The sequence below is a fragment of the Thermoactinomyces vulgaris genome (genome assembly GCF_005886755.1).
In the GTDB taxonomy this organism is placed as follows: Bacteria; Bacillota; Bacilli; order Thermoactinomycetales; family Thermoactinomycetaceae; genus Thermoactinomyces; species Thermoactinomyces vulgaris.
Genome location: NZ_CP039710.1, coordinates 1,085,359 through 1,106,581, shown reverse-complemented (window position 1 = coordinate 1,106,581; position 21,223 = coordinate 1,085,359). Strand labels below are relative to the sequence as shown.

At 48.8% G+C, this 21,223-nt stretch carries 29 protein-coding genes; 7 read left to right on the top strand and 22 right to left on the bottom strand.

What is annotated here, in order from left to right; genetic code table 11:
• Nucleotides 1-8: 8 nt before the first annotated feature.
• From FA954_RS05815 to FA954_RS05800, 4 genes are read right to left on the bottom strand one after another with little or no spacing between them, the layout of a single operon-like run.
• A complete protein-coding gene (locus tag FA954_RS05815) occupies nt 9-785 on the bottom strand; it encodes an enoyl-CoA hydratase (protein WP_052186678.1) in 777 nt (258 codons plus the stop codon).
• Nucleotides 766-1,695 carry a hydroxymethylglutaryl-CoA lyase gene (locus FA954_RS05810; RefSeq protein ID WP_037994992.1) on the bottom strand — a complete coding sequence of 310 codons (930 nt, stop codon included), beginning with the start codon at nt 1,693-1,695 and terminating at the stop codon, nt 766-768. Before FA954_RS05810 ends, FA954_RS05815 begins: the two co-directional genes overlap by 20 nt.
• Before the next feature lie 29 nt (nt 1,696-1,724).
• Nucleotides 1,725-1,937: an acetyl-CoA carboxylase biotin carboxyl carrier protein subunit gene (locus FA954_RS05805; RefSeq protein WP_037994995.1), complete on the bottom strand. Its 213-nt coding sequence runs from the start codon at nt 1,935-1,937 to the stop codon at nt 1,725-1,727.
• Nucleotides 1,938-1,947: 10 nt separating this feature from the next.
• The gene (locus FA954_RS05800; protein ID WP_037995151.1) at nt 1,948-3,279 is read right to left on the bottom strand and encodes an acetyl-CoA carboxylase biotin carboxylase subunit; all 1,332 of its coding nucleotides are present in this window, start codon (nt 3,277-3,279) and stop codon (nt 1,948-1,950) included.
• Between the two features lie 167 nt (nt 3,280-3,446).
• Between FA954_RS05800 and FA954_RS05795 the strand changes: the two genes are divergently transcribed.
• Nucleotides 3,447-3,920, top strand: coding sequence for an N-acetyltransferase (locus FA954_RS05795; protein WP_037994997.1), 474 nt, complete (start codon nt 3,447-3,449; stop codon nt 3,918-3,920).
• Nucleotides 3,921-3,978: 58 nt separating this feature from the next.
• Here FA954_RS05795 and FA954_RS05790 read toward each other — a convergent pair whose 3' ends face one another.
• Together FA954_RS05790 and FA954_RS05785 are read right to left on the bottom strand one after the other, a co-directional pair.
• Nucleotides 3,979-4,587 carry an RsfA family transcriptional regulator gene (locus tag FA954_RS05790; RefSeq protein WP_037995000.1) on the bottom strand — a complete coding sequence of 203 codons (609 nt, stop codon included), beginning with the start codon at nt 4,585-4,587 and terminating at the stop codon, nt 3,979-3,981.
• Nucleotides 4,588-4,767: 180 nt separating this feature from the next.
• On the bottom strand, nt 4,768-5,535 hold the full coding sequence (locus FA954_RS05785; RefSeq protein ID WP_037995002.1) for an enoyl-CoA hydratase/isomerase family protein: 768 nt from the start codon (nt 5,533-5,535) through the stop codon (nt 4,768-4,770).
• A gap of 114 nt (nt 5,536-5,649) precedes the next feature.
• Between FA954_RS05785 and FA954_RS05780 the strand changes: the two genes are divergently transcribed.
• The gene (locus tag FA954_RS05780) at nt 5,650-5,874 is read left to right on the top strand and encodes a DUF2626 family protein (RefSeq protein WP_037995005.1); all 225 of its coding nucleotides are present in this window, start codon (nt 5,650-5,652) and stop codon (nt 5,872-5,874) included.
• A 111-nt stretch (nt 5,875-5,985) separates the two neighbouring features.
• On the opposite strand, the gene fabV is transcribed toward FA954_RS05780, so the two are convergent.
• The 8 genes from fabV to FA954_RS05740 all read right to left on the bottom strand — a co-directional run bounded on the left by fabV (nt 5,986) and on the right by FA954_RS05740 (nt 12,136).
• Nucleotides 5,986-7,185 (bottom strand): enoyl-ACP reductase FabV, encoded by a 1,200-nt coding sequence (gene fabV, locus FA954_RS05775; RefSeq protein WP_037995008.1) that lies wholly within the window; start codon nt 7,183-7,185, stop codon nt 5,986-5,988.
• A 17-nt stretch (nt 7,186-7,202) separates the two neighbouring features.
• Nucleotides 7,203-8,306, bottom strand: coding sequence for a class I SAM-dependent methyltransferase (locus FA954_RS05770; protein ID WP_037995011.1), 1,104 nt, complete (start codon nt 8,304-8,306; stop codon nt 7,203-7,205).
• Nucleotides 8,307-8,318: 12 nt separating this feature from the next.
• Nucleotides 8,319-9,266, bottom strand: a complete 948-nt coding sequence (gene cysK, locus FA954_RS05765; protein WP_037995014.1) for a cysteine synthase A — start codon at nt 9,264-9,266, stop codon at nt 8,319-8,321.
• Nucleotides 9,239-9,556: a rhodanese-like domain-containing protein gene (locus tag FA954_RS05760; RefSeq protein ID WP_049720302.1), complete on the bottom strand. Its 318-nt coding sequence runs from the start codon at nt 9,554-9,556 to the stop codon at nt 9,239-9,241. The genes cysK and FA954_RS05760 overlap by 28 nt, the downstream gene beginning before the upstream one ends.
• A gap of 5 nt (nt 9,557-9,561) precedes the next feature.
• Nucleotides 9,562-10,095: a thiol-disulfide oxidoreductase ResA gene (gene resA / locus FA954_RS05755; protein ID WP_037995019.1), complete on the bottom strand. Its 534-nt coding sequence runs from the start codon at nt 10,093-10,095 to the stop codon at nt 9,562-9,564.
• A gap of 36 nt (nt 10,096-10,131) precedes the next feature.
• Nucleotides 10,132-10,836: a cytochrome c biogenesis CcdA family protein gene (locus FA954_RS05750; protein WP_369792448.1), complete on the bottom strand. Its 705-nt coding sequence runs from the start codon at nt 10,834-10,836 to the stop codon at nt 10,132-10,134.
• Between the two features lie 16 nt (nt 10,837-10,852).
• On the bottom strand, nt 10,853-11,425 hold the full coding sequence (locus FA954_RS05745; RefSeq protein WP_049720304.1) for a TlpA family protein disulfide reductase: 573 nt from the start codon (nt 11,423-11,425) through the stop codon (nt 10,853-10,855).
• A 78-nt stretch (nt 11,426-11,503) separates the two neighbouring features.
• Nucleotides 11,504-12,136, bottom strand: a complete 633-nt coding sequence (locus tag FA954_RS05740) for an MBL fold metallo-hydrolase (protein WP_082240647.1) — start codon at nt 12,134-12,136, stop codon at nt 11,504-11,506.
• Nucleotides 12,137-12,268: 132 nt separating this feature from the next.
• Between FA954_RS05740 and FA954_RS05735 the strand changes: the two genes are divergently transcribed.
• Both FA954_RS05735 and FA954_RS05730 read left to right on the top strand, forming a co-directional pair.
• Complete coding sequence (locus FA954_RS05735; RefSeq protein ID WP_082240648.1) at nt 12,269-12,826, top strand: YhcN/YlaJ family sporulation lipoprotein; 558 nt, start codon at nt 12,269-12,271, stop codon at nt 12,824-12,826.
• A gap of 144 nt (nt 12,827-12,970) precedes the next feature.
• Complete coding sequence (locus FA954_RS05730) at nt 12,971-13,135, top strand: DUF2197 domain-containing protein (protein ID WP_082240649.1); 165 nt, start codon at nt 12,971-12,973, stop codon at nt 13,133-13,135.
• On the opposite strand, the gene FA954_RS05725 is transcribed toward FA954_RS05730, so the two are convergent.
• The 6 genes from FA954_RS05725 to FA954_RS05700 form a co-directional block, all read right to left on the bottom strand.
• Nucleotides 13,117-13,401, bottom strand: coding sequence for a hypothetical protein (locus tag FA954_RS05725; RefSeq protein ID WP_037995025.1), 285 nt, complete (start codon nt 13,399-13,401; stop codon nt 13,117-13,119). The two genes, FA954_RS05730 and FA954_RS05725, sit on opposite strands and share 19 nt — an antisense overlap.
• A gap of 18 nt (nt 13,402-13,419) precedes the next feature.
• The gene (locus FA954_RS05720) at nt 13,420-13,710 is read right to left on the bottom strand and encodes a YlaH-like family protein (RefSeq protein ID WP_170151240.1); all 291 of its coding nucleotides are present in this window, start codon (nt 13,708-13,710) and stop codon (nt 13,420-13,422) included.
• A gap of 15 nt (nt 13,711-13,725) precedes the next feature.
• Entirely contained in the window at nt 13,726-14,556 is an 831-nt protein-coding gene (locus FA954_RS05715; RefSeq protein ID WP_037995029.1) for a deoxyribonuclease IV, read from the bottom strand.
• Between the two features lie 65 nt (nt 14,557-14,621).
• Nucleotides 14,622-15,359: a glycerophosphodiester phosphodiesterase gene (locus FA954_RS05710; RefSeq protein WP_052186683.1), complete on the bottom strand. Its 738-nt coding sequence runs from the start codon at nt 15,357-15,359 to the stop codon at nt 14,622-14,624.
• An 88-nt stretch (nt 15,360-15,447) separates the two neighbouring features.
• Entirely contained in the window at nt 15,448-16,938 is a 1,491-nt protein-coding gene (locus tag FA954_RS05705; RefSeq protein WP_037995031.1) for a leucyl aminopeptidase, read from the bottom strand.
• 330 nt (nt 16,939-17,268) lie between these two features.
• Entirely contained in the window at nt 17,269-17,448 is a 180-nt protein-coding gene (locus FA954_RS05700) for a hypothetical protein (RefSeq protein ID WP_231564588.1), read from the bottom strand.
• A 275-nt stretch (nt 17,449-17,723) separates the two neighbouring features.
• Between FA954_RS05700 and FA954_RS05695 the strand changes: the two genes are divergently transcribed.
• A complete protein-coding gene (locus FA954_RS05695) occupies nt 17,724-18,344 on the top strand; it encodes a YktB family protein (RefSeq protein WP_037995034.1) in 621 nt (206 codons plus the stop codon).
• Nucleotides 18,345-18,471: 127 nt separating this feature from the next.
• Nucleotides 18,472-19,929: an aminotransferase class I/II-fold pyridoxal phosphate-dependent enzyme gene (locus tag FA954_RS05690; protein WP_037995036.1), complete on the top strand. Its 1,458-nt coding sequence runs from the start codon at nt 18,472-18,474 to the stop codon at nt 19,927-19,929.
• A gap of 56 nt (nt 19,930-19,985) precedes the next feature.
• Here the strand turns inward: FA954_RS05690 and FA954_RS05685 are convergent, their stop codons facing one another.
• Together FA954_RS05685 and FA954_RS05680 are read right to left on the bottom strand one after the other, a co-directional pair.
• Nucleotides 19,986-20,129, bottom strand: coding sequence for a GapA-binding peptide SR1P (locus tag FA954_RS05685; RefSeq protein WP_121874250.1), 144 nt, complete (start codon nt 20,127-20,129; stop codon nt 19,986-19,988).
• A 165-nt stretch (nt 20,130-20,294) separates the two neighbouring features.
• Nucleotides 20,295-20,597, bottom strand: coding sequence for a DUF3055 domain-containing protein (locus FA954_RS05680; protein WP_037995039.1), 303 nt, complete (start codon nt 20,595-20,597; stop codon nt 20,295-20,297).
• A 205-nt stretch (nt 20,598-20,802) separates the two neighbouring features.
• On the opposite strand from FA954_RS05680, the gene FA954_RS05675 reads away from it, so the two are divergent.
• On the top strand, nt 20,803-21,219 hold the full coding sequence (locus FA954_RS05675) for a DUF1885 family protein (protein ID WP_037995041.1): 417 nt from the start codon (nt 20,803-20,805) through the stop codon (nt 21,217-21,219).
• The last annotated feature ends 4 nt before the right edge of the window (nt 21,220-21,223 follow it).

Genomic DNA, 21,223 nt, shown 5'->3' with positions numbered 1-21,223 from the left:
CTCCCGGTTTATTCCCCGGTATAGCGGGGTTTTCTTTTTTCTTCAAATGCTTTGAGCCCTTCCTGCCGGTCTTTTGTCGGAATCAGCGTTTCATAAGCCGATGTTTCCAGAGCCAGCCCGGTCATGAGATCAGTCTCCAATCCGCGATCAATGGCCAGCTTGGCCTGCCGGACCGCAAGCGGTGCATTTTCTCCGATTCGTCCGGCCAACCGGCAAGCCGTCTCCAAAGCTTTTCCTTTCTCCGTCACTTCATTGACGAGACCCCGTTTTTCCGCTTCGGATGCGGTGATTTTTTGTGCCGTGAATATCCATTCCTTTGCCTTTGCTTTTCCGACCAACCGTGGAAGGCGCTGTGTCCCCCCTGCTCCCGGAATGATCCCGAGCGACGTTTCCGTCAGCCCCATCACCGCATGTTGTTCGGAAATCCGGATATCACAGGCCAAAGCCAGTTCCGTCCCGCCCCCGAAAGCGAACCCGTTGATGGCGGCAATGACGGGCTGCGGCATTTGTTCGATGCGGGTGAAGGTATCCCGAATCAACCGGATAAAACGGCGAACCTCCCTGTCATCCATCGTGCGGCGCTCCTTGAGGTCGGCTCCCGCGCAAAAAGCTTTTTCTCCGGCTCCGGTAATAATCACGGCCCGTGCCTTCGGATGATCGGTCAACGTTTCAATCGCCGACTGCAATGCCTGAAGTGCCGGCATGTTCAGGGCATTGTGTACTTCAGGACGGTTGATCGTGACAATGGCCGTATGCTCTTTCCACTCAGTGACCACCGGTGCCATCTTCATTCCCTCCCCCGCTTTCTTTTTTCTTGGCCACATAACTTTGCAACACTTTGGAGGGCAACGTTTTTCCCAAATACTTCTGCACATACAGGCTGGTTTCACACAGCCGGTCCAGATCGATTCCCGGGTCGATACCTTGCCTCTTCAGCATGTAAACCAGGTCTTCGGTGGCCAGATTCCCCGCCGCTCCCGGTGCGTACGGACAACCGCCCAAGCCGCCGAAGGAAGTATCCAGGGTGTGAATTCCTTCTTCCAGACAAACATAGGCGTTGGCCAATCCGGTCCCGCGGGTGTCATGGAAGTGACCGGCCAGTTTCGAAGCTGGAACCGCTGTCAAAAGGTCTTTCAACCGTTTTTTCACTTCAAGAGGCGCGGCAACCCCGATCGTATCGCCCAATGAAATTTCGTAAACCCCCATATCCAGAAGCTGTTCACAAATGTGAACCACGTTTTGAAGCGGAACATCCCCTTCATACGGACATCCGAAGACGGTGGAAACGTACCCCCGCACCCTCTTCCCATGTTGGTGTGCGAGTTGAACCACTTCCCTTAAAACCGGAATCGTGTCCCGGATGCTTTTATTGATATTCTTCCGATTATGGCTTTCGCTCGCGGACAAAAACACGGCATACTCATCGACGCGGGTGTCAAGGGCTCGCTTCAACCCCCGCAGATTCGGAACGAGCGCTCGATAGGTCACCGGCAAACGGGGAAGACCGGAAGCCAACCGATCGGCATCGGACAATTGGGGAATCCATTTGGGATGGACAAACGAAGTCACTTCCAGATGCTTTACCCCCGATTGAAACAAGCGCTCGATAAGTTCCTGCTTCACTTCGGTTGCCAACGTGACGGGCTCGTTTTGCAACCCGTCCCTCAAGCCGACTTCCACAATTTTGACATCCACTTGGATTACGCCACCTCGGATCAGAGTTTTTAAGAAAGCTCGATCAAAACATCTCCGTCACTGACAAAGGAACCGGATTCCACCTTGATTTCTTTGACAACGCCAGAATATTCCGACTGTACCGGCACTTCCATTTTCATCGATTCCAAAATCACCACATCCTGTCCGGCCTCCACTTTGTCCCCCACGGCCACCAATACTTGCATGACGGTTCCCGCCATGGTCGCTTCCACTTTGGCCATTTGACTCACCTCATTTTAAAATGTTTTGGATCAATTTCGTATCATAATTCCCTTGCTGAAACAGTTCGCTCTCCAACACGCTTTTTAAGAGCGGAAGATTGGTTTGGATCCCCTCCACCTTACACTTTCGCAAAGCTTCTCCGGCTTTTTCCAACACTTCCGCCCGACTGCAACCGCTTACAATCAACTTGGCAATCATGGGATCATAAAAGGGCGAAACCACGTTTCCTTCCTGAATCCCCGTATCCACGCGCACACCTTCTCCTTCGGGAAAAGAGAGTCGGGTCACTTTACCCGGCGAAGGCAAAAAACGTTTCGGATCCTCAGCATAGATGCGAAACTCCATGGCATGGCCCCGGCACGAAATTTCCTCCTGCTTTAGCGGCAAGCAATTTCCTTCCGCCAGCCGGATTTGCCAGTCCACAAAATCAACACCGGTGATGGCTTCCGTGACAGGATGTTCCACCTGCAAGCGCGTGTTCATTTCCAAAAAATAAAATTGTTCGGATGCATCCACCAAAAATTCAACCGTGCCCACTCCGGTAAACTGTGCCGCTTTGGCTGCTTGGACCGCCGCTTTTCTCAATTTTTCGCGGGTGGATTCATGAATGGACGGCGATAATCCCTCTTCGATCACTTTTTGATTCCGTCTTTGCACCGAGCACTCTCTTTCATACAAATGAACCACATTTCCGTGTTGGTCTGCGGCAATTTGGACTTCGATGTGCCTTGCAGGAGAGATCACTTTTTCGATAAACAAACCGTCATGGCCAAAATAAGCCTTGGCCCGGCTTTTCAGCGATTGAAAATGCTTTTTCAGCTCTTCTTCACTCAAACAAACTCGCATCCCGATTCCGCCCCCGCCGGCGCTTGCTTTGACCAAAACCGGATAACCCATTTCCCCGGCCACGGCGACGGCGTCATCCGGGCGGGACAAACCGTCGGAGCCCGGAATGACCGGAATTCCCGCTTTTTTCATGGTTTTTCTGGCCACGACTTTATCGCCCATCCGCGAAATGACGGAAGGATCCGATCCGATCCAAATCAGCCCGTTGGCTTGCACTTTTTCGGCAAACACGGCATTTTCCGATAAAAAGCCGTAACCCGGATGAATCGCATCCGCCTTGGTTTGAAAAGCGGCATCCAAGATCGCTTCCATATTCAGATAGCTTTTGGGAACCGGGGGTGGACCGATGCAGACGGCTTCATCCGCCATCCGGACAAACGGCATTTCCTGATCCGCTTCGGAAAAGACCGCCACGGTTTTTAACCCTTTTTCCCGGCACGTTCGGATGATACGGCAGGCGATTTCTCCCCGGTTTGCAACAAGTACCTTTTTTATCGACATAATTCACCTCTTTATTCTAAAATAAATATAATCATTATTAATGATTATATTTTAAATTGTTCTACAAAAACGGTTTTTACTCCTTCTCAAATAAATCAAAGTTTTGTGGTAAAATAGGGGGAACAAGAATAAAAATCTTAAAAATTCAGGGGGCAGGAACCATGAATGCTTTAAAAGTCGAAAGATTGAAAATTAATTATAAAACATTCGAGGAATTCCAACAATTCCATGAGTTCGGACTTCCGGAATTATCCATGTTGGAAGATCTGCAAGAGAATATGGTGGAAAACAACAGCCATTCCCCTTTTTACGGCATATACCAAGATGGAAAACTGGCGGCCAGAATCAGCTTATACCGGGTGGATGCCAAATATGACCGCTATTTTTCACCCGCTCAGGATTATTATGAAATTTGGAAGTTGGAAGTGTTACCCCCGTTTCGCCGACAAGGCATGGGAAAAGCGCTGGTCTCCTACGCCAAAAGTTTGGGATTGCCGGTCAAAACCAATGCCCGCTGCCGGACGGATGAATTTTGGAAAAAAATGGGCTTCATCCCCGTCAAATACCACCCGGAACGCGACCGCGGCGAAAGTCCCTATGTCTGGTTGCCGGAAGGGGTCGCTTTAAAAGATTGAGGGATTTTCACACCCATAAACGGAAAGACCCACATGTTTCAATATGCGGGTCTTTTTTTTACTTGTCGATCTGCTCCAGGGATTCTTCCCCCGGTTTGAACCGGCTCTTGTCTTGCAATTCCCCATCCCCTTGAATCGCCAGCTTGCGGGCTCTCTCCATGATTTGCACCAGGGTGCGGTAATCATCATTGACAAGACGGTAATCGCTCTTTACATCATTCAGTTGTTCTTTCATCTCTTGGTTTTCTTTTTCCAGCTTCCGGATCTGGTTTTCCCGTTCCTTCAATTCCTTTTCCAATTGTTGTTGTTGCCTTTGCAGTTCACTCACTTCCGTTTTATATTGACGCAAAAAGCGGATGATCTTATCGATGGACTGAACCATGTTTTCGGAAGACAAAGAATCCGGCCGGAAACGGTAACCGGTTTTGCCCCGTTCCTGTAACTTTTTTTGCCGCTGTTGCTTGGCGATTTGAATGGCGGATTCGTACTTTTTGCGTACCGTGCTGTTCCATCGGAATCCGCAAGCAGCCGGGGTTCTCCCCAACTTCTCGGCCACTTCCTCAAACGCGGATAATTGTGTTCCTCCTTCCCGGATATGCCTTAAAGTCACTTCCGCCAAAATCATGTCATCGTCAGGAGTCCAAGCATCCTGGCGTTTCACTGCCATAAACCGTACCTCCTATCCCTCTTAAGCCCCTCTCACACAAGGTCAACTTCCTTATCCTTACTATATGCAATTGATATAAATCATAGTATATGGATCTACTAATTTTTATTACCATCCGAATGTAGAAGTATACCCCAGCAGGGCGAAATAAAAGAAATCGAAGTTACGGTTTTCCTTTGTTCATTTCGTGCGGGTACGCTTAAAAAAATCGGAAACCGCCCGATGGTGACTCTCGCTTTCCCACAAAGCGGCACAATTTTCCGCCTCTTGATGCAAAAGCTCCGCAGTGTCTTTGCCCTCCCGGACTGCTTTGGCAAGCAATTTATATCGGGCAGTGACTTCCGGAGAACCTTTCACCAGGGAATCAACAAACCGCTTGACTTCATCCCAAAACCGGTCACGCTCCCATACCCGATCAACCAGTCCCGTCTCAAAAGCCTCTCTTGCCTCCATCACTTTTCCGGACAACAAAACCGGCAAGGCCCGTCCCGGTCCGATTTTTTTCATCAACCGGCTGGCGCCTCCCCACCCGGAAGTAATATGCAAATTCACCTGGATCATCCCGAACCGTGCCGAATCCGAAGACACACAAAGGTCGCAGCTGGTGGCAAACTCACACCCGCCTCCCACGGCAGGCCCCTCCACCGCCGCAATCGAAAGCAAATGCGACTGGTAAATCCGTTCCAGGCATTTTCCCATCCGCAACATGACGGGCCGGATTTCTTCCGTTTTGGTCATTTGGTGAAATTCCCCCACATCGCCTCCGGATAAAAAAGCTTTCTCATCGCCGTAAAACACAACCGCCTGCAATTGTTCATCCTTTTCCCATTCATTCCATACGGACTCCAACTCTTCCATCATCTTCTGATTCACTGCATTTCGGACTTCCGGCCGGTGAAAACGGATCCATCCGGTTTTCCCCGTTTTTTTCACTTGAATTGTCTCCATCATGGAACATCCTTTCTTCATTGCTTGATAGCCGCATGACACTGAGGGTATAATAAATCTGTCATCGTCTTCTGAGATCTCAACGTATCAGGGTACATAGAAAGGAGTGGGACCATGGACCGCATGTTTCGTGTTCTCGGTTTCTGGGCTTTTGCGATCGCCCTCATGTTCCTGGCTGGCCAAATGTACATCCCGGCCTTCCTTTTCATCGCGCAAACCATCCTCTTCACGGTATTGGGTTACATGCGTTTCACGGAAAAAACATATATGTATCTGTTTGGTGGTTATATGTTTATTTCCTTTATCGGTATGGTTGGGTATGCCACTTTCATGATGTAATATTTACGAAAAGATTGCAAAGCGTTTTCACTTTAAAAAACCTCATCCCGGCGGCTCTTTTCTTTGTGGTGAAAGCAAAAGAAAAGAGCCGTCTTTTTTGACGGCTCTTTTTCATGCTTCATCGATACTTGGAATGTTCACGGCCGGATCCACTTCTTGATCATAGTCGACGCCCTCTGTTTCAAAACCAAACAGCTGGAAGAAATCGCGGCGATATCCTTCAATATCCGAAATTTCTTCCAAAGTGGCGCTGTCGATCAACTCCCACTGCTCCATCACCGCCTGCTGCACTTCCGGCATCATTTCCAAATCATCAATCCGGATGCGCCCTTTTTCATCCACGGGCACTTCTCCGCCTTGGTAAAGTCTTTCCGAAAAGAGACGGTACATTTGCATGATGCAGTCTTCGTGCAACCCTTTTTCTTTCATCACTTTGTACAAGATGGAAATGTAAAGCGGAACAATCGGAATCGCGGCACTGGATTGCGTCACCAGGGCTTTATTGACAGACACAAATGCCCGTCCGCCCAAGTCTTTCAGTTTTGCGTCCAGTTCATGAGCGGTTTTTTCCAAATGGTCTTTGGCTTTTCCGACGGTCCCTTCCCGGTAAATGGGGAAAGTCAATTCCGGACCGATATAGGAATAGGCAATGGTGGTGACGCCTTCTGCCAACACATCCGCTTCTTTCAAAGCGTCCATCCACATCTGCCAATCTTCCCCGCCCATGACTTGAATGGTGTCATGAACCTCTTCGTCGGTGGCCGGTTCAATCGTCATTTCGGACACGTTTCCGCTGTGGAAATCCACCGCTTTGTTGCTAAAGGGTTTTCCGATCGGTTTCAAAACGGAATGGAAGGTCTCTCCCGTTTCCGGATGGACTCGCCGGGGGGCCGCCAGGCTGTAAACCACCATATCCACTTTGCCCCCCAAACGGTTTTTGATCTTTTGGATCGTTTGTTCTTTGATCTCTTTGCTGAATGCATCCCCGTTTATGCTCTCTGCCACCAATCCGGCTTTACGGGCTTCTTTCTCAAAAGCCGCCGTGTTGTACCAGCCTGCCGTGGCCGTCCGGTTTTTCACACTGGGTTTTTCAAAAAACACCCCGATGGTGTCGGCTCCGCAACCAAAAGCCGCCACTATCCTCGAAGCCAGTCCGTAACCGGTTGAAGAACCGATAACCAGCACTTTTTTCGGCCCGTCAATTTTGGGCCTGCTTTTGACATAATCGATTTGATTTTGCACTTGCTTCGCACAACCGTCCGGATGGGCCGTTGTGCAGATAAAGCCGCGAAATTTCGGTTTAATGATCATCTTTCATCCTCTTTCATTCATTTTTTTTCACCAGTGGATTTAGTCTGGATGAGCACTTGGAATGCTTCGCCCATGGTTTCGGGATGAATGAGCTGCTTGATGGCCCGAAGCCGCTTTGCATCCTCGCCAAACGGATCCCTCCCGGGGGATTCAGGCAGCCAGTCAAACACGCCCGCCTCAATCAAAAACCGGGACTGGGACCATAACTGCTCCCCCGTAAACCCGGCCTCCCGGCCCCATTCGATCAAATGGGAAAAATTCACGTCATATGTAAGATCCTTTTCACCCGGATCCGAATAGAAATCATGGCAAACCCGATGCGCTTGATAGGCGCGGATGGTTTTTCCCTTTTGCAGTAATTGTTCGCCGGTCCCGCCATAGTCAATGGTAACCAGCACTCCTTGCTCCATCCAGCCGGCAATTTCCTGCAGCCAGTCACGCGCCGCCAGACAGATTTCCATCTCTTGGCCTTCTTTTAATTTCATAAGCCAACTTTCCATTTGTTGACGGACGGGACTGTCTTCAGACAAAGGAATCCACTTTTCCTTCAAATAAGGCTTCCGGTTCATGGTGGTCACAAACGCCTCAGTCCATCTGCCCTGATCTTTTTTTATCCGATGAACCGGAAAAGCGTCAACCAGCTCGTTGCTGTAAATAAATGAGAAAGGCCGTGCAGGAATGTCGCTCAAGCGGTTGACGGTCCGAAAACCGACCGGGGACGAGGCGAAACGTTCTTCCAGCAAACGGCGATGATACGGGCTGGTTTCGATTAAGTAAAATGAGATCTCTTCCGGGGAAAAACCCTGCTCCATCAAACCTTGCGCAAACTGTTCGGCAATGCGGCCGTCACCGGCTCCCCATTCAACAATCGTCCAACGGGACCGGATTTGGTTTCTTTTCAGCCAGTCTGCAAAAAAACGGCTGAGCACCTTGCCAAACAGGTCACCCACGTGCGCGTTGGTGAAAAAATCACCCTTTTTCCCCAATTTGGTCTGTTCTTTTGCGTAATAACCCCATACCGGATGATACAACGCCTGTTCCATAAACCGGGGAAACCCGATGGCACGGAGGCGGGTCGATTCAATTTCTTGAATCAACCCGTCCAAGAGAGAATTACTCATGACAAGCTCCCCTTATGAGAAATCAAACACATTGGCGCTCAGGTACCGTTCGCCGGTATCCGGAGCCATGCAAACCACTTTCTTGCCTTTTCCCAACCGCTTCGCCACTTGCAGAGCCGTCCACACCGATGCTCCTGATGAAGGGCCGACCAGCAGGGCTTCTTGGCTGGCCAACTTGCGTGTGGTTTCAATGGCGTCTTCATCACTGACATGAAAAATTTCATCATAAATGGACTGATTCAACACCGGCGGGATAAACCCGGGGCTTGTCCCCGGAATTTGGTGCGGTCCGGGTTTGCCGCCCGCCAGGACGGGGGAGTTTTCGGGTTCGACCACCGCAATAAATAAATCCGGCAAATGAGATTTTAAATATTCTCCGGTTCCCGTAATGGTTCCTCCCGTACCGGCCGTTGCCACAAATGCATCGATCTTTCCTTCCATCTGCTCCAAGATTTCCGGTCCGGTCGTGTTGCGGTGAACTTCCGGATTGGCCTCATTTTGGAACTGATAAGGCATGAAGGAATTCGGAATTTCTTTGGCCAGTTCTTCCGCTTTCTTAATTGCCCCGGGCATCCTTTCCCTGCCCGGTGTCAACACCACTTTGGCCCCGTAGCCTTTTAAGAGTTTAATCCGTTCCTGGCTCATATTGTCCGGCATAACCAAAATGGTTTCATAGTTGCGCGCGGCACCGACCAGTGCCAATCCGATTCCGGTGTTGCCGCTGGTGGGCTCAATAATGGTTGCCCCCGGTTTTAAGACTCCCCGTTTTTCCGCATCCAGGATCAAGTTCAGCGCCGTGCGGTCTTTGACGCTTCCACCGGGATTAAATTTTTCCAGCTTCACATACACATCCGCCCAGTCCGGCTGAACCAGACGGTTTAATTTGACCATCGGGGTCCGGCCCACCAATTCCAAAATATTTTCCGCAACGCTTACTCTTTGCTGACGGGTCCGTTCCATTCCAACATTCCACCTTTTAAATTAAACAATTGTTCAAAACCTTTTTGGGACAAAACCTCTGCCGCGATCACACTCCGCCGGCCGCTCCGGCAAACCAGCAAGATCGGTTTGTCTTTGGCATGTTCCAATTCATGAAAACGGTTTTCCATTTCATCATATGGAATGTGGGCCGCTCCGGGAATATGCCCTTCTTGATATTCTTCATCCGTGCGCACATCCACCACCACATATTGCTCCGGGTCAAAAGCCTTGCTTAATTCTTTGGCTTCAATATCCTGATATTTGCTCACACCGGTCACTCCTTTGGTAAAATGGGTAAAATATGAATGCGAAGTTGGTCAAGGTTCAAGGGACCTTCCACAATCTTGCGGATTTTTCCCTCTTTATCAATGAAAAAAGAGCTCGGAATCGGAACAATGCCGTAAAGCTCAGTGACTTCACGATTTCGGTCCAACAAAACCGGAAAATTCAATTGATATTGCTCCACAAAAGAAGAAACAGCCACATCGGTTTCCGCAATATTGACGGCCAACACCTCAAACCCCTGGTCTTTGTACTGGTCATAAGCATTTTGCAGCGCCGGCATTTCTGTGCGGCAAGGTTCACACCATGTCCCCCAGAAATTGAGTAAAACGGCTTTTCCCCGGTAATCGCTCAGCTGCACCGTTTTCCCGTCCAATGTCGTCAGGGTAAAGTTGGGTGCCGGTTCTCCTTCCTGCAATCCGCTTTTTGAATCCTGGGTCACGGCCTGATATAAAGCATAACCAATTAAAACCACCATCACAAGAAACAAGATGCGCCGCACCCAGTACCTCGTTTTTTTGTCCATGGCCTCACCCGACTTTCTAATCCAATGTACCTCAAATCAAAATCCTTGAAAACCTGTGACTTTTGCCAGCCAGGCGGTGAAAACCGTCATCTGATCAGTATATAACAAAACCCCCAGCAAAACCATCAATGCCCCGCCGGCCTTCATCAATTTTTCCGAATACCGCAAAATCCAACGGGTTTTTCCCATGAAAAATGCCATCAGCAAAAATGGAATCGAAAATCCTAAAATATAAGCCGTCACATAAACAAATCTCATTTCCGGATTCAAAGCCGTAAGCGTGATGATGGCGGCAAAGATCGGGCCGATGCAGGGGGTCCATCCGGCGGAAAAACCGATCCCCACGGCCAGCGAACCCAAATAGCTGACATTTTTTTTGGACACCTGCCATTTATACTCACGCATTAAAAAAGCGGGCCGAAAAATCCCCAGCATAAACAAACCCATCGCCACAATGAGAACGGCCCCCAGCATCCGAATCAGATCCTGGTATTCTTTAAAATAAGCGCCAAACCAGCTTGCGCTGAATCCAATGGCATAAAAAATCATGGAAAAACCGATAAGAAAAAAAACGGTATGCAACATGACTTCCCGCATCCGGCGTTTTTCCTTCAGCTGGTTGACTGAAATTCCCGTGATGTAGGAAAGATAGGACGGATACAGCGGCAAAGAGCACGGAGAGACAAAGGAAAGCACCCCCGCTCCAAAAGCCAACCACCAGCTGACTTGCTCAACCATGATTTCTTCCCTCCCTTTTTCATTGCATCAGTTCTTGCACCGCAGAAAAAAGCTGTTTTTCCGAAACGGCCCCCATAAAGTGATGGGTGATTTTTCCGTTTTCATTGATGATAAACGTGGCGGGAATGCTGAACAATTGATATTGGTCCACACCGACCACCGTCCCGTTCCGGTCCCGGTCAAGGGCGACCGGAAACGTGTACCGGTGGTTGTCAAGATAAGGTTTGACATCGCTTTCATCGCGCTCCATCGCGGTTTCATTCACCATGATCACATTGATCTTTTCGCCGTATGTTTCATGCAATTTTTGGAAATAAGGCATCTCCTCCTTGCATGGCGGGCACCAGGTAGCCCAGAAATTCACGACGGTCGGTTTCCCCTGGTTTTGATATAACTCCACTTCTTCACCGGATAAGACGGGCAACTTAAAATTGGGCGCACAAAATCCTTGTGCCGGTTTGGGTTCCCCTTGGCACACCACCCGGTTCATCACGGAAGTCGAATTTCCTTTTGGTTTGTCAACGGCCATGAAGACGGCTCCTGCCACCGCTGCAGCCAAAACCGCGGCAATAACGGTTTGTCGCTTGTTCATTGCAAACACCCTTTGATGATGGACTCATTGCTTCGTTGTCCAAAGTATATGTCAACGGCCGGATTCTTTAAACCTTATTTACAGCATTCCGGTCACAAACGGATTATGCATCTGTTCCCTCCCGATCGTGGTTTCCGGTCCGTGTCCGCACAAAACACGGGTTTCTTCGGGAAACTCCATGATGATGTCGTGAATGGTGCGCATCAGGGTCTCGTGATCCCCTCCCGGCAAATCCGTTCGCCCGATGGAGTCTTGAAACAAGACATCACCACTCAATAAAAGGGAATCCACCACATAAGTCACACTGCCCGGCGAATGGCCCGGCGTATGTATCACTTCCCATGATTTTCCGAGCAAAGTCAGCACCTCTTTGCCTTTCAGCAAATGGTCCGCCGGTTTCGCTTGCACTTTCGGCAACCCGAAAAACGAGGAGCCGTTCAGATCCGGATTGGTCAGCCAATCCGCTTCCGCCTCATGGACATAGACCGGAGCCCCGGTCAATGAACGAACCTCTTCCAGCCCGCCGATATGGTCAAAATGAGCGTGCGTCAACAGCACCGCTTCAATCTTGAGTTCCAATTCCTGAATCCGTTCAACCAATGGTGCCGGTTCCATGCCCGGGTCAATCACCACACCGCGTTTTTCATCCGGAAGATAAAGCAACCAAGTGTTGACCATCACCGGCCCCAATACAAAAGATTCCACCTTCATCTTCTCACCCCATCTCATTCATCGGATTTATGCTCATTCTACACTGAAAATGCGCTTTTCAGCAAAACGGTACATGGAAGTTCCGTTTTCGGACAAAATAAACACAAATATACGGAAAGGAAGTGGGACCGGATGAACACACTTCTGAAAACCATCAGCGGTCTTGCCGGCCTTGTCTTGATTCTTTCGGCTTGTTCGCAAAAAAATGAACCTCCGGCGGACAATGCATCGCCTTCACCCAATCAGTCACCGCAAACTGTGAAAGTCAGGCAGACCGCTCCGAACGAAAAGAAAGACCAGTCGTCCCAGGCCGTTGCAAACCGCCTGGTGACCATTGCTCAAAACGTCCCGAACGTCAAAGGGGCCTCCGCCATCGTGCTTGGCAAATACACCATTGTCGGGGTGGACCTGGATCCGACCCTGGACCGGGGAAGAACCGGCACCATCAAATATACGGTGGCCCAAGCCCTGAAAGAAGATCCGCAAGGAGCCAATGCACTGGTCACCGCGGACCCCGACATCACACAGCGGATCCGGGAACTGAATGAAGATCTTCAAAACGGCCGTCCGGTTCAAGGAGTGATGGAAGAACTGGCCGAAATCGCAGCCCGTATCGTTCCGCAACCTTCCAGGGAAACCGAGAAAAACGAACACCCCCCCTCGAAGGAAGATCAACAGCGGCTGAAATAAAAAAGCAAACATCGGGATTTTCCCATGTTTGCTTTTCTTCTTTTTCTTTTGTTAATCAATTGATCAAACTTGTTTGCCTTCCGCTTTCATAAAATATAGTATACTAGAAAATAGCCTATTTGATCCGTTAAAGGAAGATGCCTCATGAAAGTGATTTGCATTTTGTGTGACCAAGTTTTCCGTCCGGACCCGCTCACAGAGAAAAAAATCAAAAAGCATCCGCACCGGATTCAAATTTGTCCGCAATGTCACGAACGAATCACCAAACAAGTGACGGAACGGAAAAAAAATCAATCTTCAAAGACTTGATTGTACTTTGGTTCCGCCATGATGTCGCGGAGCAATTGTTCCGCCGTGTCTTTTGGGAAAATCTCCTCTTTTTCTTCTCCATCCACCTGATAACAAACCACATACCGGTCTTTTTCTTTTCTCTTTTCCAAATTTTCCACGCGGTGATCTTCCCGCAACATTTCCTCAAAAAACTGCACGGTGTCCCGTGCAGAACGATCGCTGGGCCTTGCATCCTGAACCACTTGAATTTGCAGCCAGTTAAACAGAGCATCCTTGAGTTGCATGGTCATCTCTCCCTGATTTCATGCCATTTTTTCGTCTTGTTCTTTCTTTCGCACCAGATAAAGCCGCAACCGCGTCACTGCAATCAACACCACCGTGACCAGCAGCGCGGGAACGATGGGCAGTCCCATCAGATGAAAAAGGGCGAGCAGCCAACAGCCGACAGCCAAAGTAATGTAAACCAACACCGTTTTTAACACGGGCAGCCGGACCGCAAATGCCGTTTTGTAAATCACGGCCGTTAACACCAAAATCACGAGATAAATGCCTGAAATCGGTAAAGAATTCAACCAGTTATTGAGCCATGCCAACATCTTACACCCCTTTTATCCTTTCAATTGATGGAGATATTTCATCTCTTCACTGTATTCTTGTTCATCCTCCACCGGCGTTTCCAGAACCACGGGCAATCCTTCAAAACGGGGTTCTTTCAGAAACAGGGACAAGGCTTTTTCCCCGATTTCCCCTTTGCCGATTTTTTCATGCCGGTCCTTCCGGCTTCCGGCCGGGGCTTTGCTGTCATTAAAGTGAATCGCCACCAAATTTTCAAGATACTTCGTCTTTTCCATTTCGTTCACAAGATCTGAAAAGGTTTCTTCCGTCCAGATCCCGGCGGCAAACCCGTGACATGTGTCAAAACAGAATCCGATTTTCTCCGGCGCATCGGTGGCTTCCCGAATGTCGACAAGCTCCTGAATCGTAAGTCCCAATTCGCTGCCTTGCCCGGCGGTGTTTTCCAGCAGCAGCTTGGTGTTTCCTTCATAATCCGCCAAAATTTTATTCAGTGTCTCCACCATTCTTTCACGACCGTACTCTTCCCCTTCCCCCACATGTTTTCCGCAATGAACCACCGCTCCGACAGCGCCGTAAGCTTCGGCAATCATTAAATCTTCCTTGATGGAACGAATGGTCACTTCATGAAGATCCGGTTTGGGGGTGGACAAATTGGTGATATAAGGTGTATGGCAAACCAACGAAATGCCGTGCTCTTCACAAAATCGCCTTCCCCGCCCGGCATCCGTGTGATTTAATTTTTTGGGGCGTAAGCCACGCGGATTTTTCGTAAACACCTGAAACGAATCCGCTCCCAATTCGCGGGCTTTTTGCGCAGCTTTGTAAAAACCTTTGGCAACACTGATATGACAACCGATTTTCATGGACTTCTCCTCCTGTAAAGACAAAAAGCGCCTGAGGTAAAGGCGCCGTTCACGTTCATATTTTATCACTTTTCCTTTGGCGATAGCAACTTTCTCATCCGGTCCGGATAGTTGGTGATCACTGCGTCCGCCCCGGCATCCATCAACCGTTTCATCTCTTTTTCCTCATTCACCGTATACGGACGGACCCGGATTCCATGCCGGTGACAACCGTCAATCATCCCGGCGGTGACGGCCAGATGATGCGGATGAACCGCATCCACCCCCAGATACTTTGCATACACCCAAGGATCGACCATGCCGCAGGCGTAAAGCGCACCGGTTTGCATGCCGGGACGGGCTTGTTTCACAGCCAACAGCGACTCATGCCGGAAAGAAGAGAGAATGACCCGGCCCTGCACGTGAAACCGCTCCACTTCTGCAATCACTTTCTGTTCCAATCCGGGATACCGGATGATGCCGTTTTTCAGCTCGATGTTGATCTCAACAGGAACCCCTTCGAGCCTTTCCAGCACTTCACCCAATGTGGGAACGGGTTCGTTTTGAAAGGATGGATGAAACCAACTTCCATTATCCAGTTGTTTCAGCTCTGCCAGCGTCATGTCTTTGATCCATCCGGTTCCGTCGGTGGTCCTGTCCACTTTTTCATCATGCATCACAATCACATGCCCGTCGCGGCTTAAATGCACATCCAACTCCACGCCGTCCGCCTTGGCTTCCACGGCTTTTTCAAAGGCAGACAACGTATTTTCCGGAGCCGCCCCCGAAAAGCCCCGGTGGGCAAACACTTTGGTCAAACTCACCGATTCCACCCACAATACTTTCGTTCTTTCCTGTTGATTTCCACACGCCGCTTTGGCATTTCTTGTCAATTCGGGAAAAAAGATGCCCTCATCCCAACCGGACGGCGAGTTGGATCAACGTGCGCGTCATCACGCCGGTTGCCCCTTTGACGAATATCCCTTTTTCTTTGGGGGATTCAACCGTTCCGCCGATATCCAAATGGACAAACGGGGTGTCTCCGGCAAAAGCTTTTAAAAACATGCCCCCCTGGATGGCTCCGGCCGGAAAACCTCCTTCATTTTTCAAGTCGGCAATATCGCTTTTCAGATATTCATCATATTCTTCGTACAGCGGAAGCTCCCACACCTTTTCCCCCGCGATGCGTGCAGCTGCTTTCACTTCCTCTGCCCACTTCTCATCATTACTCATCAAACCGGTCACCTCATAGCCCAACGCCACTTGGACCGCCCCGGTTAACGTCGCAACATCAACAATCCGGGTCACTCCCAACCGTTTCGCATAAGCGATCGCATCAGCCAACACCACTCTGCCTTCCGCATCGGTATGTTGGATTTCAACCGTTTTGCCGCTAAAAGTGGAAATCACATCGCCGGGACGGTATGCTTTCGCACCCACTCCGTTTTCGCACACCGGAATGACAGCGCATACATTAAAGTGCGGCTGCAATTCACCGATGGCATCCATCGCCGCCAAGACCGCTGCCCCCCCGGCCATGTCGTCTTTCATTTCCCCCATCAAGCGTGCCGGTTTAATTTGCAATCCGCCGGAGTCGAAAGTGATTCCTTTTCCAATCAGCCCCAGAACTTCCTGGCTGTCCGGCGCGCCTTGATACGTCAGCACAAGCATGTACGGATCATGGGCTCCGGCTTGTGCCACACTCAATAACCCGTACATCCCCAGCTCCTCCAACCGGCCGGTGGTGATGATATCAGCTTTCAAATTGCGTTTTTCGGCGATTTGTCTTGCTTCTTCGGCCAATTGGTCCGGAGTCATGCGGTTGCCCGGTTCATGTACCAGATAACGGGCGTAATTGGTGGCCTTGGAAAAGATTTGGCCGCGTTGTTTTCCGGCTTCAAACGCCGATTCCCGGAGCGTTGCGTCGGAAATCCACACAGCGTTGATTTTCTTTTTCGATTGCTCTTGTTTATAGGTGTGATGCTCATAAGTACCCAATTCCATGCCTTCAACGACCGATTGTACGACATCAACCGGATTGTACCTTTCAATGACAATGGAAGGACAACCGATTCCCAAACTGTCAATGCCTTTCTTTTTGGCGGTGCGGGCCACGGCCGCCACGGCATCTTTAAACGCCGGCAAATCCAGTTTGCCCTCTTTGCCCAAACCGACGACAAAGACACGACCGGACGGAATTTTCCCCCAATTGTGAAGAGTCGTAATCTCACCGAACTTTCCGGTGATTTCCCCCAGCGAAATGAGATTGGAAATCCGAAAACCGAGTGCTTCATCGATTTCCCGGGTAACGCCCAGCAAAGATTCGCGCTTTTGAAAATGAAAAACCACAATCGCATCCGCAGACAATGAAGCAAGCGGTTCTCTCGTCAATTTCCATTCCATTCAAACGCCTCCCCAAATCGGTTTCTGGATGTCTTAAATTAAAAGTGCATTATCTCTGTAAAAATTCTTGCATGTAACAGTTTCGACAAAATCAGACCCGTTTCCTGTCTTGGATAAATAGACGAAATTGTTTTATAACAGACACAACTAAGCATCAAGCGGATTGAAATATGAATATATACAATATATATACTTATATACATCTTTGGCATGTTTGTTCTTTCGCCGGTTTTCGCACGATCAATAATTCTCATCCCTTTTAATTTTTATAATATTTAAATAATTTATCGCCATAAATAAGAGACCCACGTGAGCGGGTCCGGATGTAGATCATAACGCTTCCAGCATCATCATCTCTTTTCTGATTTCCTCCAGTCGCGCTTTGCATTGGTCGATTTTATGGGGATGGTTTTCTTTGAGAGCATCGTACAGGTTTAACAGCTCATAATCCAACTCCATTCTCAACACCAGGATCCTTTCTTCCGCATCCCGACAACGGTAAGCCTTCATCAAATCCTCCATGGTTCCGCTACACCCCTTATTTTTTAATCGGGTATCTTAGGATGCCTGCCATCTTGTTGCTTGGCTACAGCATTGCCTGTTTTTCAAGAAATAAACCTGCCCGGAAAAACGTTTTGTCCCTTCGAAATCTCCGGTTCTGATTTTCTATAATCTATGCTTAAAAACTTGCAAACGGAACGACACTTGACAAAGTGGATGATTTTCAGAATGGAACTGCCTTGTGGTAAGATAGTGATCAAAACGGAAAAGGGTGGTGAAAATCGATGGCAATTCCTTCATTTACGGAAGAAGATTTTGCTGTCTTTCAAGTAAACGGCCTTGAAGAACGCATGGGAGAGTTAAAGAAACGGATCCGGCCGAAGTTTGAAAGCATCGGGGAACAAATTACTCCGTTTCTTGAGCAAATGATCGGAGAACCGTTTTATCTGCATATTGCAAAACATGCCCGCCGGACCGTGAATCCGCCGGATGAAACTTGGATGGCCTGGGCCGCCAACAAACGCGGGTATAAAGCCCATCCGCATTTTCAACTGGGAATCCGCGACACGCATCTTTTCATCTGGTTTGCTTTGATTTATGAATGCGGACGCAAACCAAGTTTTGCCCGCAACCTTCGTATGCAATTGGACGAGATCTGGCCGGCGATTCCTGACCACTTCCACATTTCGGAAGATCACACCGTTCCTGAAACCACTCCCAAAAAGGATTGGGATGTGGAAAAAGGGCTGGACCGGCTGGAAAAGGTGAAAAAAGCCGAGTTTTTGTGCGGAATTCTCATCCCCCGGGATGAAGCGGTTTCCCTAAAAGGTAAAGACATCATCCAACGTAGCGAATCGGTCTTTCAAACGCTTTATCCTTTGTACCGGTTGGCAGTTTCTTCCTGACCTTGATTCTTGCCTGCAATCCTGAGGGTTTTGCAGGTTTTTTTATGGATTTTTTTCTTTTGTTTAAGAATGCTTTTTGTTATACTAACGGTCGTGCATGATTTACTCGAAAAGGCAGGCAACAGCAATGAACCAAAGACAATATCAAACACCACTGTTTTCCAAGCTGATTGAACACTCACAAAAAAATCCATTGCAATTCCACATCCCCGGCCATAAAAAAGGGCAGGGAATGGATCCGGAATTTCGCCAGTTTGTCGGGTCGAACATCCTGTCGATCGACCTCATTAACATAGAGCCGTTGGATGATTTGCATCTTCCCAAGGGGGCGATCAAGGAAGCTCAGGAGCTGGCTGCCGAAGCTTTCGGGGCCGACCATACCTTCTTTTCCGTTCAGGGAACCAGCGGAGCAATCATGAGCATGGTGATGTCCGTCGTCCATCCGGGGGAAAAAATTATTGTGCCGAGAAACGTGCACAAATCAGTGATTACAGCCATTATTCTGGCCGGTGCTTACCCGGTTTTTGTCCACCCGGAAATGGATGAGCGGTTGGGAATCGCCCACGGCATCACCGCCAGTCAGGTTCAAAAAGCGTTGAACCGACATCCGGATGCCAAAGCGGTGCTGGTCATCAATCCCACTTATTACGGAATCGCCGGAAATCTGCGCGAAATTGTCGAGGTTGTCCACCGGCACGGCATTCCCGTCTTGGTGGATGAAGCACACGGCGTGCTCACCCATTTTCATGACCGGTTACCTTTGTCAGCTATGGATGCCGGTGCGGACATGGCCGCAACCAGTGTCCACAAATTGGGCGGATCGCTCACGCAAAGCTCGGTGCTCAACTTACGGGAAGGACTGGTCAATCCCCACCGGGTGCAATCCATTATCAGCATGTTGACGACCACCTCCACTTCCTATCCCTTGCTGGCATCCCTTGATACCGCCCGCCGTTATCTGGCCGTAAACGGTAGTGATATCATTGAACAAACATTATATTGGGCCGATACGGCACGAAAACGGATCAATGAAATCCCCGGGCTGCATTGCATCGGGAGAGAATGGCTGGGAAGCGATGCATTATATGACATCGATGAAACCAAACTGCTCATCCATTTAAAACATTTGGGCATCACCGGATATGATGCAGAAAAATGGTTGCGGGAACATCATCGCATTGAAGTCGAATTGAGCGATTTATACAACATTTTGTGTCTGGTCACGCCGGGCGACAGCGAAGAAACGATTCTTCCGTTAATAGATGCCCTTCAGGATTTATCCGATCATTTTTATCAGCCTGGACGTTCCAATCATGTTCCCATTCAAACCCCGGAAATTCCGGAACTGGTTTTGTCGCCGCGCGAGGCGTTTTACAGCCCGACGGTGTCGGTTCCGCTGGAAGAAGCCGCCGGAAGAATCAGTGCCGAATTCATCATGATTTATCCGCCCGGGATCCCTGTTTTTGCGCCGGGTGAACGGATCACGGAAGAAAACATCGACTATATCAAAGAGCACATCCACGCCGGATTGCCTGTCAAAGGAACGGAAGATCCGAACGTAAAAATGATCCGGGTGATTGAATAAAAAAGAGGCCGCTTGATGCGGCCTTTTTTTATACCCACCTTTGTCCTTCTTTATCTTTAAGCCACGCCTTCCACTTGTTTTTCAGACGATTTGGACGGATGATCTTCGCAACCTTGGCAGGAACCGTACAAGGTGCCTGCTTTTTCTGATTCGACATAAGCAATCACTTTGTCGCAGGTTTGGCATACGATGACTTCCAACACAGGAACCCCCTCCAATAACATCTCATAAAGAGTGAAAACGATTCAATTATGATGTATTAATAGTATATTATGATATACTAATTTTGTCAAAGGAGAGGATGGGATGTCATATTCTTCATTTTTCCATTAAAAAAGAGCAAATCCGGAGACTTGCTCTTTCTGTCAATATTCCCGTTCGGCCTGGTTCCCCAATGCCGGGAGACAGCTTTTCAAAAAGATCGAAACTTCTCTCGCTTCATCCATGGATCGGAGATGGAAAATTCTTTTCAAATAATCTAAATTTTCGGCGTCTTCTAAAGAAAGCAACGAGGAGCGTCCCGTCTGCATACAAACCACTAACGGCTTTCCAAAGAACAGATTGGTGTAGACGATGCCATAATCATAACGGCCGTTATCCGAAATAAAACCGACAAATCGCACTTTGGCCTTTTCTGCCTCGTCATACAAACGTTCATAAAGGCTCATCTTATCTCCTCCTCGCTTTAATTTAGAAGAATATCATTTCAAACGCGAATCCTAAAATACAGAAGATAAATAATATATACCCGTATATTATCATGCTCAAACATAAATTTATTGATCAAGCCAACAAAACATCAAACAATTTGATGAAATATTCATACACATGTTAATATAACGAAAGAAGTATTGATATGAAGGAGCGATCGCCGTGAGTAAAAGCGCATACATAAAACTGGTTCCCGGTTCCAAACAAGAAACCATTGATTTGGACGGGGTCAAACAATTGCTCGACACCTACTGCGAAATGACCGGTCTGACGGGAAAACAATTGGGGTGGTCTTATGAAGCGGCGGCTTTTCCTTATGAGGTGAGCCACGAGGAGCAAGACGGCATTTCTTATCTATACCTCAAAGGCAAAAGCCCGGATAAATATAACGGCTTAATCATTGGAACAAGCAAGGAAGAAGCGTCGGGCGTCCATTATATCCAAATTGTTCTTCCTGCCAATGCATCCCACGGGGACCTTGCCAAAGGAAATGAGTTTTCCAAGTTTTTTGCCAAACAGTTAAAGGGAGAACTCCACTTGTTTAACGGCCGGGTCATGTATTACAACAACCGGAAATAATTTT

Coding starts and splice junctions, on each gene's coding strand:
- FA954_RS05730 (WP_082240649.1), top strand. CDS start 12,971: ATGAAAGTGATTTGCATTTTGTGTGACCAAGTTTTCCGTCCGGACCCG.
- FA954_RS05795 (WP_037994997.1), top strand. CDS start 3,447: ATGAATGCTTTAAAAGTCGAAAGATTGAAAATTAATTATAAAACATTC.
- cysK (WP_037995014.1), bottom strand. CDS start 9,266: ATGGAACGGACCCGTCAGCAAAGAGTAAGCGTTGCGGAAAATATTTTG.
- FA954_RS05725 (WP_037995025.1), bottom strand. CDS start 13,401: ATGCAACTCAAGGATGCTCTGTTTAACTGGCTGCAAATTCAAGTGGTT.
- FA954_RS05745 (WP_049720304.1), bottom strand. CDS start 11,425: ATGAACAAGCGACAAACCGTTATTGCCGCGGTTTTGGCTGCAGCGGTG.
- FA954_RS05805 (WP_037994995.1), bottom strand. CDS start 1,937: ATGGCCAAAGTGGAAGCGACCATGGCGGGAACCGTCATGCAAGTATTG.
- FA954_RS05815 (WP_052186678.1), bottom strand. CDS start 785: ATGGCACCGGTGGTCACTGAGTGGAAAGAGCATACGGCCATTGTCACG.
- FA954_RS05700 (WP_231564588.1), bottom strand. CDS start 17,448: ATGAAGGCTTACCGTTGTCGGGATGCGGAAGAAAGGATCCTGGTGTTG.
- FA954_RS05715 (WP_037995029.1), bottom strand. CDS start 14,556: ATGAAAATCGGTTGTCATATCAGTGTTGCCAAAGGTTTTTACAAAGCT.
- FA954_RS05705 (WP_037995031.1), bottom strand. CDS start 16,938: ATGGAATGGAAATTGACGAGAGAACCGCTTGCTTCATTGTCTGCGGAT.
- fabV (WP_037995008.1), bottom strand. CDS start 7,185: ATGATCATTAAACCGAAATTTCGCGGCTTTATCTGCACAACGGCCCAT.
- FA954_RS05695 (WP_037995034.1), top strand. CDS start 17,724: ATGGCAATTCCTTCATTTACGGAAGAAGATTTTGCTGTCTTTCAAGTA.
- FA954_RS05680 (WP_037995039.1), bottom strand. CDS start 20,597: ATGAGCCTTTATGAACGTTTGTATGACGAGGCAGAAAAGGCCAAAGTG.
- FA954_RS05785 (WP_037995002.1), bottom strand. CDS start 5,535: ATGGAGACAATTCAAGTGAAAAAAACGGGGAAAACCGGATGGATCCGT.
- FA954_RS05780 (WP_037995005.1), top strand. CDS start 5,650: ATGGACCGCATGTTTCGTGTTCTCGGTTTCTGGGCTTTTGCGATCGCC.
- FA954_RS05790 (WP_037995000.1), bottom strand. CDS start 4,587: ATGGCAGTGAAACGCCAGGATGCTTGGACTCCTGACGATGACATGATT.
- FA954_RS05690 (WP_037995036.1), top strand. CDS start 18,472: ATGAACCAAAGACAATATCAAACACCACTGTTTTCCAAGCTGATTGAA.
- FA954_RS05740 (WP_082240647.1), bottom strand. CDS start 12,136: ATGAAGGTGGAATCTTTTGTATTGGGGCCGGTGATGGTCAACACTTGG.
- FA954_RS05770 (WP_037995011.1), bottom strand. CDS start 8,306: ATGAGTAATTCTCTCTTGGACGGGTTGATTCAAGAAATTGAATCGACC.
- resA (WP_037995019.1), bottom strand. CDS start 10,095: ATGGACAAAAAAACGAGGTACTGGGTGCGGCGCATCTTGTTTCTTGTG.
- FA954_RS05735 (WP_082240648.1), top strand. CDS start 12,269: ATGAACACACTTCTGAAAACCATCAGCGGTCTTGCCGGCCTTGTCTTG.